14 protein-coding genes are annotated in these 12,765 nt (G+C 71.2%); 3 read left to right on the top strand and 11 right to left on the bottom strand.

Annotated features, from left to right (window positions below; translation table 11 throughout):
- Window positions 1-8 precede the first annotated feature (8 nt).
- The 3 genes from IPK81_21195 to IPK81_21185 all read right to left on the bottom strand — a co-directional run bounded on the left by IPK81_21195 (window position 9) and on the right by IPK81_21185 (window position 1,800).
- Window positions 9-557, bottom strand: coding sequence for a hypothetical protein (locus tag IPK81_21195; GenBank protein QQS12009.1), 549 nt, complete (start codon window positions 555-557; stop codon window positions 9-11).
- A gap of 103 nt (window positions 558-660) precedes the next feature.
- Complete coding sequence (locus IPK81_21190) at window positions 661-1,446, bottom strand: 3-hydroxybutyrate dehydrogenase (GenBank protein ID QQS12008.1); 786 nt, start codon at window positions 1,444-1,446, stop codon at window positions 661-663.
- Window positions 1,447-1,608: 162 nt separating this feature from the next.
- The gene (locus IPK81_21185) at window positions 1,609-1,800 is read right to left on the bottom strand and encodes a DUF1192 domain-containing protein (protein ID QQS12007.1); all 192 of its coding nucleotides are present in this window, start codon (window positions 1,798-1,800) and stop codon (window positions 1,609-1,611) included.
- Between the two features lie 127 nt (window positions 1,801-1,927).
- On the opposite strand from IPK81_21185, the gene IPK81_21180 reads away from it, so the two are divergent.
- Window positions 1,928-2,905, top strand: coding sequence for an NAD(P)H-quinone oxidoreductase (locus IPK81_21180; GenBank protein QQS15205.1), 978 nt, complete (start codon window positions 1,928-1,930; stop codon window positions 2,903-2,905).
- 9 nt (window positions 2,906-2,914) lie between these two features.
- Here IPK81_21180 and IPK81_21175 read toward each other — a convergent pair whose 3' ends face one another.
- Both IPK81_21175 and IPK81_21170 read right to left on the bottom strand, forming a co-directional pair.
- Window positions 2,915-3,865, bottom strand: a complete 951-nt coding sequence (locus IPK81_21175) for a glutathione S-transferase C-terminal domain-containing protein (GenBank protein QQS15204.1) — start codon at window positions 3,863-3,865, stop codon at window positions 2,915-2,917.
- 279 nt (window positions 3,866-4,144) lie between these two features.
- The gene (locus tag IPK81_21170; GenBank protein ID QQS12006.1) at window positions 4,145-5,353 is read right to left on the bottom strand and encodes an acyl-CoA dehydrogenase family protein; all 1,209 of its coding nucleotides are present in this window, start codon (window positions 5,351-5,353) and stop codon (window positions 4,145-4,147) included.
- Window positions 5,354-5,490: 137 nt separating this feature from the next.
- On the opposite strand from IPK81_21170, the gene IPK81_21165 reads away from it, so the two are divergent.
- Window positions 5,491-6,426 (top strand): DUF1194 domain-containing protein, encoded by a 936-nt coding sequence (locus tag IPK81_21165; GenBank protein ID QQS12005.1) that lies wholly within the window; start codon window positions 5,491-5,493, stop codon window positions 6,424-6,426.
- Window positions 6,427-6,444: 18 nt separating this feature from the next.
- Here IPK81_21165 and IPK81_21160 read toward each other — a convergent pair whose 3' ends face one another.
- The 5 genes from IPK81_21160 to IPK81_21140 form a co-directional block, all read right to left on the bottom strand.
- Window positions 6,445-6,585 (bottom strand): hypothetical protein, encoded by a 141-nt coding sequence (locus IPK81_21160; GenBank protein QQS12004.1) that lies wholly within the window; start codon window positions 6,583-6,585, stop codon window positions 6,445-6,447.
- 25 nt (window positions 6,586-6,610) lie between these two features.
- Window positions 6,611-8,311, bottom strand: a complete 1,701-nt coding sequence (locus IPK81_21155) for a putative 2-aminoethylphosphonate ABC transporter permease subunit (GenBank protein ID QQS12003.1) — start codon at window positions 8,309-8,311, stop codon at window positions 6,611-6,613.
- A 327-nt stretch (window positions 8,312-8,638) separates the two neighbouring features.
- Window positions 8,639-9,718: a putative 2-aminoethylphosphonate ABC transporter ATP-binding protein gene (locus tag IPK81_21150; GenBank protein ID QQS12002.1), complete on the bottom strand. Its 1,080-nt coding sequence runs from the start codon at window positions 9,716-9,718 to the stop codon at window positions 8,639-8,641.
- 82 nt (window positions 9,719-9,800) lie between these two features.
- Entirely contained in the window at window positions 9,801-10,832 is a 1,032-nt protein-coding gene (locus tag IPK81_21145; protein QQS15203.1) for a putative 2-aminoethylphosphonate ABC transporter substrate-binding protein, read from the bottom strand.
- A 127-nt stretch (window positions 10,833-10,959) separates the two neighbouring features.
- Window positions 10,960-11,787, bottom strand: a complete 828-nt coding sequence (locus IPK81_21140) for a class I SAM-dependent methyltransferase (protein ID QQS12001.1) — start codon at window positions 11,785-11,787, stop codon at window positions 10,960-10,962.
- A gap of 97 nt (window positions 11,788-11,884) precedes the next feature.
- Here IPK81_21140 and IPK81_21135 point away from each other — a divergent pair, with 97 nt between their 5' ends.
- Window positions 11,885-12,151, top strand: coding sequence for a hypothetical protein (locus tag IPK81_21135; GenBank protein ID QQS12000.1), 267 nt, complete (start codon window positions 11,885-11,887; stop codon window positions 12,149-12,151).
- On the opposite strand, the gene IPK81_21130 is transcribed toward IPK81_21135, so the two are convergent.
- Window positions 12,126-12,749: a YdcF family protein gene (locus IPK81_21130; protein QQS15202.1), complete on the bottom strand. Its 624-nt coding sequence runs from the start codon at window positions 12,747-12,749 to the stop codon at window positions 12,126-12,128. The two genes, IPK81_21135 and IPK81_21130, sit on opposite strands and share 26 nt — an antisense overlap.
- Window positions 12,750-12,765: the final 16 nt, after the last annotated feature.

The following is a 12,765-nucleotide window of genomic DNA, read 5'->3' as shown; positions in this document are numbered from 1 at the left end:
GCCTCCGGCTACGAGCAGCGCAGATAGGCGCCGTCGTTGTAGACGCTCGCGCCGCGCGGGCAGGTGCGCAGGTCGAGCGATGAGTCGCGCATCTCGCCGTTGCGCTTCGGGCAGGTCGCCATCAGCATGTAGCCGTTCTCGACGCGCTCGCGGCGGCATTCGTGGCGATAGGGACCGGGCGGCAGGGAGTAGCTGCCGCCGCGGTAGCCGGAATTGTAGCTGCCACCCGAGCCGCCCCAGTTGAAGCCGGGGAAGCCACCGCCGGAGCCACCCTGGTAGGCCGGCTGGCCTTCGCATTTCAGATAGGCCCCGTCGTTCACGACGGCGGCGCCGCGCGGGCAGGTCCGCAGGTCGAGCGAGGAGTCGCGCATCTCGCCGTTGCGCTTCGGGCAGTGCGCCACCAGCAGGTAGCCGTAGATGATGCGCTCGCCGCGGCATTCCTGGCGGTAGGGGCCCGGCGGCAAGGAGTAGTACTCGGCCAGCGCCGGAGCGGCGCCGAGCGTCGCGGAAACCAGGCCGGCGCCCAGCGCCGCCATCGTCAACCGTGATCCAAGCATGGCGACCTCCCTCGCTCACTCGCCCGAATGCTAGCCGATACGCGGACGGTCGGGAATTCCTCCCTTCACGCCTGCGCGAGGCCGCGGAAACCCCGCCGCCCCGTCACTGCGCCGTCCAGCCGCCGTCGCTGACCAGCTGCGCGCCCTGCATGTTCGACGCCGCCGGCGAGCACAGGAACACCGCGAAGGCGCCGAGCTGCTCCGGAGTCGTGAACTGCAATTGCGGCTGTTTTTCGCCGATCAGCTGGTTCTTCGCCGCTTCCGGCGTGATTCCGGTGGCGGCGGCGCGGGCGTCGATCTGCTTTTGGACCAGCGGCGTCAGCACCCACCCCGGACAGATGGCGTTGCAGGTCACGCCGGTGTCGGCGCATTCGATCGCCACCGCCTTGGTCAGGCCGACGATGCCGTGCTTGGCCGCGACGTAGGCGGTCTTCTGGCCCGACGCGACGAGCCCGTGGGTCGAGGCGACGTTGATGATCCGGCCCCAACCGGCCTTGCGCATGATCGGCAGCGCGGCGCGGATCGTGTGGAAGGCGCTCGACAGGTTGATGGCGATGATCGAATCCCAGCGCTCGACCGGGAACTCGTCGATCGGCGCCACGTGCTGGATGCCGGCGTTGTTGACGACGATGTCGACCGAGCCGAACGCCTCGGCGGTCTTCGCCACCAGGTCGGCGATCTCCGCCGGCCGCGTCATGTCGGCGGGGTGGTAGGCGCTGCGGCCCGGTCCGGTGCCGGCGATCTCCGCCTCGACCCGCTTGATGACGTCGGCGGGACCGAGCCCGTTGAGCATGACGTGGGCACCCTCGGCCGCCAGCGCGCGCGCGATGGCGAGGCCGATGCCGCTGGTCGATCCGGTGACGATGGCGCACTTGCCGGCGAGGGACATGGGGACTCCTGGTTATCGCGGGATGGGATGGACCGTGACGGTGAGGTAAGGGCCCTCACCCGCCCTTCGGGCTCCTTCTCCCCCGTCTCCGGGGGAGAAGGAGCCCGAAGGGCGGGTGAGGGACTTCGCGCCGCGGGCGCGATGGCGACGGCTAGCCCGCCGTCACTTCTTCTTGAAGAACAGCGCGGCGGCGGCGGAGTGCGCCTGCTTGGCCTTGATCTCCGCCTCGGCGCGCGCGATCTCCGCGCGCAATTCGGCGATGTATTCGCCCAGTTCCTCGACCGATAGCGGGTCGAGCGGCTTCGGCGGCACGCGACGGTGCCGCGGTTCGAGATCGTCGTCGCCACGCGCCATGCCGGCCTCCCTCGCCGCGTCGCCGGGCCGACCGCGAGTCGACGGGCGCGCCCGCGCCGGCTATAGCAGCCGCCGTCCCCCACCGGAACCACGCGGAGAGTCGCAGATGAGCGCCCTGCCCCAGACCATGACCTGCGTCGAGCTCAAGGGCCATGGCGGCCCCGAGGTGCTGGTGCCGGCGACGCGGCCGGTGCCCGCCCCGAAAGCGGGCGAGGTGGTCATCAAAGTGGCGGCCGCCGGCGTCAACCGCCCGGACATCGCACAGCGCGCCGGCCTCTACGCGCCGCCACCGGGCGCGTCGGATCTGCCCGGCCTCGAATGCGCCGGTACCATCGCCGCCATCGGCGACGGCGTGACCGGCTGGAAGACTGGCGATCCGGTGTGCGCGCTGACCCCCGGCGGCGGCTACGCCGAGTACTGCGCGGTGCCGGCGCCGCAATGCCTGCCGCCGCCCGCCGGCTTCGACATGCTGCACGCCGCCGCGCTGCCGGAGAACTACTTCACCGTCTGGCACAACCTGTTCGAGCGCGGCGCACTCCAGAAGGGCGAGACGACGCTGATCCACGGCGGCGCCAGCGGCATCGGCACCACGGCGATCCAGCTCGCCAAGGCGTTCGGCGCCACGGTGATCACCACCGTGCGCAACGCCGAGAAGCGCGACGCCGTGCTCAAGCTCGGCGCCGACCACGCCATCCTCTACAAGGACAACGACTGGGCGGCCGAGGTGAAGGCGGCCACGGGGGGGCGGGGTGTCGACGTCGTGCTCGACATGGTCGCCGGCGACTACATCCCGAAGAACCTTGGACTGCTGAAGCCCGACGGTCGCCTCGTCGTCATCGCCGTGCAGGGCGGCGCCACCGCGACCGTCGCGATCGGCGCGCTGATGATGGGCCGCCTCACGATCACCGGCTCGACCCTGCGGCCGCAGAGCGTCGCCGCCAAGGGCCGCATGGCCGAGGGGCTGCGCACCAAGGCGTGGCCGCTGCTGGCCGCCGGCAGCATCCGGCCGATCATCTTCAAGACCTTCAAGCTGACCGAGGCCGCCGCCGCCCACGCCGAGCTGGAGCGCGCCGAGCACGTCGGCAAGGTGATGCTGACGGTGTAGACCGGCCGCCTACGCCAGATACCGCGCGCAGCCCGTCTCCTCGAGCACCGGGTCGAGGCGACGCCGCACGTCAGCCGGCAGCGCCGCGAGCTTCTTGCGCAGCGCGTCGTAGCATTTGCCCTGGTAGCGGAACGGCGCCTGGCTGTAGGGCCGGCCGAGGATGTCGAGCGCGAACGTCTCCGCGCCGTCGCGCAGCGCGCGGGCGTTGGCGGCGAGGAACGGCAGATAGGTCTCGCCACAGTGCCTGAGCAGCGCCACCAGCGTCTCCGGCAACGGCGCGGCGGCGTCGAGCCACGCGCCCTCGACGCCGGAGGCGTCGTCGAGCCTGAGCAGCCAGCAATAGACGTCGGCGGCGCGGGCGCGCATCTCCGCCATCGGCGTCGGATCGACCGACAGGATCTGTAGCTGGCCGTAGATGCCGAAATCGGCCAGCGACGGGCGCGAGCCGAACAGGAACGGGATCGAGCGCACGTGGCGATCGAGGATGTCCAGCGTCGCGCGGTAGCTGTCCTCGATCACCGGCCGGTTGGCCTCGGTGCAGCCCACCAGCGCCATGCGCCCGACCTGCCGGTCGTTGAAGAATTTCATCGCCGCCCCACGCCCGGCGTCGGGCATCACGGGGTCGCGCGACGTCACCACCCAGACCTGCGCGAACTCGCGGTCGGCGGCGTAGTACCAGCGGTAGTGGAACATCATCTTGGTGACCCACTCGTCGCCGAAATCCTCCAGCAGGTCGCTGAGATAGGCCATCGCGGGATCGTCGGGCACGATCGAGCGTTGGCCGGGATGGTCGCGCTCCAGCGCGTAGGCGAGCGGCGTGGAGTCGTTCATCACGCGGCCGTCGGGGAAGGTCAGCACCGGGATCACCGGCGGCAGGCCGGCCGCGACCGCGACTTCGCGCGGATTGCCGGTGGCGCGCCACACGAACGGCAGCCGCCGGTAGCGCATGATCGCGCGCATCTTCACGGAGTACGGCGACGGGTTGAAGCCGTGGAGGATGTAGGGGTGGTCATGGGCCGGCTCCGCGGGTGGCAACGGGGATCGCGATCATGCCCCCTCTCCCGCTTCGCGGGAGAGGGCTGGGGTGAGGGACTACATGGAGGGTGTCAGCCGACCGAAGCGAGTTGGATGATCGAGGCTCCAAGCGAAGGAACGCCTGGGTGTCCCCTCACCCTCCCACGCCTTCGGCGCGGGCGCCTCCCTATTCCCGCCTGGCGGGAGAGGGAGCGAGCGCCGCCGCTACAGCCCCAGCACCGCCTTGGCGATGATGTTGCGCTGGACCTCGTTGGAGCCGGCGTAGATCGAGGAGGCGCGGTTGTTGAGGTAGAGCGGCATGGCGGTGATGGCGTAGTCCGGCACGACGGTCGGCTCGTTGTGGCCGAGCGCGCGCGCCTCCGGCTCGAACGGCGCGGCGTAGTGCGCCAGCGCCTCGACGCCGAGATGGTCGAGGTACTGCAGCGTCTCGGAGCCCCGGATCTTCATCGCCGAGGAGATGGCGCCGGGGTTGCGCCCCTGGCTGAGGTCCGACAGCACCTGCATCTCGATCGTCTCCAGCGACTGGGCGGCGATCTCGGCCTCGGCCAGCCGCTCGGCGAAGCGGCGGTCGTCGATCAGGCGCGCCTTGTCGCCGGCCCGCTCCTCGCGCGCGATGCGCCGCACGTCCTCGATGCGGGCGTAGAGGTTGGGCGTGTAGGCCTCGCCGCCGCGCTCGTACTCCAGCAGGTGCTTGGCCACGGTCCAGCCGGCGTTCTCCGGGCCGATGCGGTTGGCCTTGGGCACGCGCACGTTGTCGAAGAACACCTGGTTGACCTCGTGGTCGCCGGCCAGCGTCAGGATCGGCTGCACGGAGATGCCGGGCGTCGCCATCGAATCGATCAGCACGAAGCTGATGCCGTCCTGCGGCTTGCCCTCGCTCGAGGTGCGCACGAGGCAGAACATGTGGTTGGCGTGGTGCGCGTTGGTGGTCCAGATCTTGGTGCCGTTGATCACGTAGTCGTCGCCGTCGGACTCGGCGCGCGTCTTGAGCGAGGCGAGATCGGAGCCGGAGCCGGGCTCGGAGTAGCCCTGGCAGAACACGATATCGCCAGAGACGATGCCCGGCAGGTACTTGGCCTTCTGCGCCGGCGTGCCGAACTTCATCACCACCGGTCCGACCATGCGGACGCTCATGTTGAACATGCGCGGCGCGTCGGCGGCCGTGCACTCGCGCGAGAAGATGTAGCGCTGCGTGGCGGTCCAGCCGGTGCCGCCGTGCTCCTTCGGCCAGGTCGGCGCCGACCAGCCCTTCTTCGCCAGGGTCCGGTGCCACCGGCGGCCGACCTCAAACTCGGCGAACACGCCGCCGGTCTTGGCGCCGGCCTCGCGCATCTCCGCCGTGAGGTTGTCCCGCAGGAAGGCGCGCACCTCCTCCTGGAAAGCGAGGTCCTGGGGGCTGAGGGCGAGATCCATGGCGTCGTCTCCGCGGGCGTCCGGGTGTGCGCCGCTGATTATGGACGCGGGTCCCGGGGTGTCGAGACCCATCCCGCGCTGGACGGCGTTGCGCGCGGGCGTATGCTCGATCCACGAACCCGCCGTCGGGAGGCCGCATGCACCGCCGCCGTTTCGCCCACCGGTATCCGGCCGTCCGAGCCTGGGCGTCGACCGCGCTCCTGGCGTTGTTCCTGCTGCTGATCCCGCCATCGCCGGCGGCGCGCGCCGACGACGACAAGGCGGTCGACCTGGCGCTGGCGCTGGCGGTCGACATCTCCGGCAGCATCGATCCCGACGAGGCGGTGCTGCAGCGGCAGGGCTACATCCGCGCCTTCGCCGACCCGGCGGTGCGCCGCGCCATCCTCGGCGGCTACAACGGCCGCATCGCGGTGGCGTTCTTCGAGTGGTCGGACGCGTACCGCCAGCGCACGCTGGTCGACTGGACCCTGCTCGACAGCGAGCGCGCCATCGACGGCTTCATCGCGCGGCTGGAGCGCGAGCCGATCACGATCTGGATGCGCACCTCGATCAGCGGCGCGATCCGCCACGCCATCCCGCTGTTCGAGCGCAACCCGTGGCGGGCCGAGCGCCGGGTGCTGGACATCTCCGGCGACGGCGCCAACAACGACGGCGGCCTGATCACGCAGGCCCGCGACGAGGCGCTGGCCCGCGGCATCGTCATCAACGGCCTGCCGATCATGAACGGCCGGCCGAACAAATGGGGCTTCCCGCCCGACCACGACCTCGACGCCTACTACGTCGGCTGCGTCATCGGCGGGCCGCGCTCGTTCATCGTGGTCGCCAACAGCTTCGCCGACTTCCACGAGGCGATCCGCAAGAAGCTGCTGCAGGAGATCGCCGACCGCGGCGCCGGCGGCCGCACGACCGCGAGCGACACGCCGTCGCGCCGCCTCGGCGTCGAGGGCGGACGCATGGTGGCGCAGTCGCTGGAGGGCTCGATGCCGGCGCCGGGGCACCGCCCCTACGCCGAGGGCTGCGACGTCGGCGAACGCCGCTCGCGCGAATTCTGGCAGCGGCGGCAGATGCAGTAGGCGGCGGCCGCGCGGGCGTCAGCCCTTCGGCGGCGCCAGCGGGGGAATCGGCGGTGGCGCGCAGCGGTACTGGAACGCACGCCACGCGAGGAGCCCGGCCACCGCGAGGACGGCCGCGAGCGCCGTCCAGCGCAACCAGCGTGGAATGCGGGCGCGCATCGCGGCCCCTCCTCCGTGGACGAGGTCAGCGCCGCCGCCAGCGCTGGGCGCGGACGAGGATCGTGCGTTCGACCAGGAGGTGCAGCAGGCGGATGCCGAGCGAGCACAGCACGATGATCGTGGCCATCGCGGCGGCGGCGGCCGTCATACCGGCCTCGTCCATGTTGACGACGGCGATCGACGCCAGCTTGGTCTCCGGCCCGTACAGGAAGATCACCGCCGACACCGTCGTCATGGCGTTGGCGAACAGATAGATGAAGATGTCGAGGATCGCCGGCAGGCAGATCGGCACGGTGACGCGCAGGAAGGTCACCGGCAGCGGCACCTTGAGCGACTGCGAGACCGACTCGAACTCGGCGTCGAGCTGCTTCAGCGCCGTCGTCGCGGTGACGTGCGCCACCGTGTAGAAATGCGACACCGTGTTGAGTACGAGGATCGCCAAGGTGCCGTAGAGGAAGTTCAGCGGATTGTCGCGGGCGTTGAAGAAGAAAATGTAGCCCAACCCCAGCACCAGCCCGGGCACCGCCATCGGCAGGGTCGCGAGGAGGATCACCAGACCGCGGGCGAAGCGGAAACCGCGCGCCTTCTCCAGCAGCCAGGCGCCGGCGAACACCACGAGGCAGCCGACCAGGGCGGCGCCCGCCGACATCTTGATCGACGTCCACACCGGGCTCCAGCCGGACGGATCGAACTCGTCGAAATCGTAGTTCGCGAGCGTCAGCGACAGGTTGTAGGGCCAGCGCTTGATGAACGACGCCCACACCGCCATCGCCAGCACGCCCAGCAGCAGCGCCGCGACGACGACGCAGAACGCCAGCAGCGGCGCGTCGCGGCGCGGCCGCGGCTTGGGCTCGTGCGGCACCGCGCGCGCCGACAGCAGCGCCACCTGCCGGCGCTGCACGACGCGGTCGACGAGGAAGGCGAGCACCGCGGGCGCCAGCAGCACCATGCCGACGACGGCGCCCATCGGGAAGTTCTGCTGGCCCATCACCTGCTTGTAGACGTCGGTCGCCAGCACGTTGAACTTGCCGCCGATCACCTTGGCGATGCCGAAATCGGTGATCACCAGGGTGAACGCGACGAAGCCGGCGCCGATCACGCCGTAGCGCGCGCCCGGCAGGGTCACCGTCCAGAACACGCGCCAGCGCGAGGCGCCCAGCGCGGTGGCCGCCTCGTAGAGCCGCCCGTCGGCCATCGACAGCGCCGTCACGAGGATCATCAGCACGTGCGGGAAGCAGTAGAAGACCTGCGAGGCGACGATGCCGCCGGCGCCGTAGATCGAGCCGCCGAACAGCAGCTCCTTGAGGATCCCCTGGTTGCCGAACAGGTAGATCAGCGAGATCGCCGGTAGCAGCGACGGCGCCAGGATCGGCACCAGCGCCGCGGCCTGGAACAGCGGCTTGAACGGGATGCGCGAGCGGGTCAGCGCGTAGGCGTAGACGAAGGCCAGCGGCAGCACGATCGCCGTCGACAGCGCGGCGACGAGGAAGCTGTTCCACACGGACTGCGTCAGCGCCGGGGTCGAGAAGTAGCGGACGTAGTTCTCGACGCCGACGAAGCCGCCGTCGGCGTTCTGGAAGCTCTTCGACAGCAGCGCCCAGATCGGCAGCGCCACGAACACCGCCAGCGCCAGCCCGATCAGCGCGATGCCGGCGCGCATCACCAGGTCGTCGCGCGACGCCCTCGGCCGGACGACGGCGGGCGCCCGCTCCGACACGACGCTCATCGCGCGCCGTTTCCCCTCTCCGCCGCGTAGCGGGGGAGAGGGAGGGGCCCATCGCGGAAGCGAAGGAACGGCGTATCGGCGCCGCGCCGATACGCCGGCGGTGAGGTGGTCGGGCGGCGGGGCGACGCGGATGACGCGGCCCTCCTCTCCCCCACTGTGTGGCGGAGAGGGCGGTCGTGACGAAGTGACGGTCGCCCCGACATCTCAGCCGTCGGCGAAGGCGATGAGGCGGTCGGGCGGCAGGGCGACGCGGATGACGCGGCCCTCCTCTCCCCCACTGTGTGGCGGAGAGGGCGGTCGTGACGAAGTGACGGTCGCCCCGACATCTCAGCCGTCGGCGAAGGCGATGAGGCGGTCGGGCGGCAGGGCGACGCGGATGACGCGGCCCTCCTGCAGTCCGAGATCGCGCACGAGGTTGATCGAAAAATCGCCGGTGAACTCGGCGGTGCCCGCCACGGGCCGCAACGTCGCGCGGCAGAAGGAGCCGAGGAACTCCAGCGCCGCGATGGTGGCGTCGAGCGCGTTGGGCGTGGCGGCGTCGACGCCGCGCACCTGCACGTCCTCCGGCCGGACGCAGACCCTCGCCGAGGTCCCGTCGGCGAGGCGCCGGGCGGCGTCGCACTCAAGCGCCAGCCCGCCGGCGTCGACCCGGCCGCCGCCGCGCACGACGGCCGGCAGAAAATTCATCGCGCCCACGAAATCGGCGACGAAGGCGCTCGCCGGGGTCCGGTAGATCTCGAGCGGCGTGCCCACCTGCTCGACCACGCCGTGGTTCATCACCACGATGCGGTCGGCCATCGACAGCGCCTCCTCCTGGTCGTGCGTCACCATGATCGTCGTGACGCCCAGCCGGCGCTGCAGGGCGCGGATCTCGTGGCGCAGGCGGGCGCGCACGCGCGCGTCGAGCGCCGAGAGCGGCTCGTCGAGCAACAGCAGGCCGGGCGAGGTCGCCAGCGCGCGCGCCAGCGCGACGCGCTGCTGCTGGCCCCCGGAGAGCTGCGCCGGATACTTGTCGGTCTGCGTCGGCAGACCGACCAGCTCCAGAAGCTCGGTCACCCGGGCGGCGATCGCGGCGCGCGCCACGCCCCGGCTGCGCAGCCCGTAGCCGACGTTCTCCGCGATCGTGAGGTTGGGGAACAGCGCGTAGGACTGGAACACGATGCCGAAATCGCGCGCCGACGGCGGCAGCGCCGAGACGTCGCGCCCGCTCTGGAGGATCGCCCCGGAGGTCTGCGGGTCGAGCCCGGCGATGGCGCGCAGCAGCGTGGTCTTGCCGCAGCCCGAGGGGCCGAGGAAGCACACGAACTCGCCCCTGCGGATGTCGAGCGACACGTCGTCCAGCGCCTTGAAGGCGCCGAACGCCTTGGTCACGCGCCGCACCGACAGGTAGGCCGCGTCGTCACTCATCGCCGCGCGCCTCCCGTCGGCCCGACGTGGAACGGCCCGCCCGCGCGGTCGCGGACGGGCCGTGACGCCACGGAAACGCTATTCACTTCGGCTTCGGCGCCGACTTGCCGTCGTAGCGCTTGGTCCACTCCGCCAGAATGCGCTCGCGGTTGGTCGCCATCCAGTCGAGGTCGTTCTTCACCATCGCCTCGACCGCGCCCGGCGGATAGTTCGGCGGCGCGGCGCTGACGCCGGGATGCGCGGTGATGGCGTAGAACTTGCCGTAGAGCTCGTTGGCCTCCTTGGTCGCCAGCCAGTTCATCACCAGCTTGGCGGCGTCCTCGTTTGCCTTGGCGCGGCCCGTCACGATGCCGGCGGCCTCCATCTCCCAGCCCGCGCCCTCCTTGGCGAGGATCAGGTCGATCGGCGCGCCGGCCGTCTTCTCGCGCGCGCCGCGCATGTCGAAGCCGATGCCGACGATGCGCTCGCCCTTGGCGGCCTGCACGCAGGGCGCCGAGCCGGAGTGGGTGTAGACGCCGACGTTGGCGTGCAGCGCGTCCATGAACTTCCAGCCGGCCTCCTCGCCCATGGTCTGGAGCCAGGCCGCGATCGTGAGGTAGCCGGTGCCGGACGAGGCCGGGTTCGGCATCACGATCTGGTCCTTGAAGGCCGGGTTGGTCAGGTCCTTCCACGACGCCGGCTTGGGCGCGTTCTTCTTGCCGCCCTCGACCGTGTTGTAGCAGATGACGGAGACGTAGGCGTCCATGCCGATCCACGGCGTCGGACTGGCCGCCGGCCGGAACGACGGCCGCAGCTGGTCGGCGCCGGTCGGCGTGTAGCCGAGAAGCAGGCCCTGCTTGGCGAACAACGCCATGCTCGAGGCCGCGACCCCGACCACCATGTCGGCCTGCGGATTCGCCTTCTCGGCGAGGAAGCGCGCCGTGATCACGCCGGTGGAATCGCGCACCCACGCGACCTCGACCGTCGGCACGGCCTTCTCGATGGCGTCCTTGACCGGCTTGAGCTGGTCGTTCTCCAGCGCGGTGTAGATGGTCAGTTTGGTCTTCTGCGCGACCGCCGGTCCCGCGAGCGCGACCACTCCGAGCGCCAGCGCCGCCAGCGCGGCGCGCGTCATGCCTATCGTCATCCCCGTATCTCCCCCATATGCGCCGCTCGGCGCCAGTCCTCCGCCTCCCTAGTTGCGGCGGATTACAGCCTAGTTTCGGAAATGTGACAATCGACGACGCCGTCCGTCGCGCCGGTCATGGCTTTCGGACCAGCGCCTCGACCGAGCCGACGCGCCCCTCGACGCGGCTGCGCACGCCGTTGGCCTGCAACTCGCGCCAACGCGGCCCCATGATCAGGTGGGTTCCCAGCGCCGGCAGGGCCGGGCCGGACATCGCCGCCGCCGCCGCGTTCTGGGCCACGCCGACGCCGTCGGTGGTGTCCGTGAAGCGCTGGATCTCGAACCCGGCGGCGGTCAGCTCCGCGCGCGTCGCCTCGGCCGTCGACAGGAAACTGGCCGCCGGACCGCTCGCCCAGGGGACGGGAAAATGCGGAGGTCCACCCGGACCGGCGACGACGGCCGCCAACGCGAACGCGCCGCCCGGACGCAGGACGCGGAACGCCTCCGCGAAGAACCGCGCCTTGTCGGCGATGTTCATCACGACGTTCTGCGAGTAAGCGCGGTCGAACGACGCGTCGTCGAACGGCAGATCCAGCGCCGAACCCTCGACGACGCGCACGCGCGCGTCCAAGGCCAGCGTCGCGGTCAACACCGCGGACGCCCGGCAGAACGCCGGCGTCAGGTCGAGCGCGGTGACATGGCAGCCGAACGTGGCGGCGATCCAGCGCGCCGGTCCACCGACGCCCGCGCCGATGTCCAGCAGCCGCTCCCCGGCGCGGGGCGCGAGCATGGCCGCGAGATCGCGGGTCGCCGCCAGCCCGCCGCCGTGGAAATGGTCGGCCGGCGCCAACGCCTCGGGCGTCAACGCGGCGTCCGGGCCGAGCGCGGCCCGCACCGCCGCCAGCACCCGTCCGGCGATATCGTCGGACGCATAATGGTCTCCGATCGCCGCCGTATCCGCCATCAGCCTCTCCTTACGGTCCTCGCGTCGCCATGATGGGACCAAGGTGGGCCGGAGACAACCGCGCACCCGGCGACGGCCACTCGACGCGATCCATCGCATGCCGCGCCGTTTCATCGGCCTCACGGTGTCGTTGGAGGGCCGCCCGACAAGCCCGCCCAACCACCAGCCGCGGATCGAGTACACCGACCACGACGCCTCGTTCGACGCGTTCAGCAAGGCGTTCGGCGGCATGCGCAGGGACGATCTGCCGGAGTGCGCGGCGCGGGCGGCGGACCGTACCATGCTCAGCGCCCGGGGTGGCGGTCGCGGCGGGCGCGGCCGCCGCGCCGGAAAACACCCTAGTTCGGCGGGTCCTCGCCAATGACGATGGCGGGGCCGGCGAAGCGCGGCTCGGTGCCGACGAGCACGTCGAACACCGCGAACGCCGCCGACACGTACTGCCTCGCCCAGACGTGCGGCGCCTGCGCGGCGGGCACGTCCTCGGCGTCGAAGCCGAACGCCTCGATGCCGTGGGCGCGCGCCAGCCACACCGCGCGGCTGTTGTGGAACCCCTGCGAGACGACGATGTAGCGCGACTGGCGGAACACCGTGCGCGCCCGCAGCACCGAGTCCAGCGTGCGCACGCCGGCGAAGTCGCGGTAGATCGCGTCGGCCGGCACGCCGCGCGCCACCAGCCCCGCCTTCATCTCGGTCGGCTCGTCGTAGGTCCGTTGGCGGTTGTCGCCGCTGACCAGCAGGAACTTGACCTTGCCGGCCTTGTACAGCGCGGCGGCGGCGTCCAGCCGGTACTCGAAGTAGCGATTCTTGCGGCCGGCGGCGACGCGCGGCGCGGTGCCCAGCACCAGCGCGACCTCGGCGGAGGGCACCGCCTCGATCCGCGCCGTGACGTAGGGCGCCGCGGCGCGGTCGATCCACCAGTCGCAGGCGTAGACCACCGACGCCGTGGCGCCGGCCAGGAGCAGCGCCGACCAGAGGAGC

Source organism: Rhodospirillales bacterium (genome assembly GCA_016699855.1).
Lineage (GTDB): Bacteria > Pseudomonadota > Alphaproteobacteria > Reyranellales > Reyranellaceae.
This window is presented reverse-complemented; position numbering and strand designations above follow the sequence as displayed.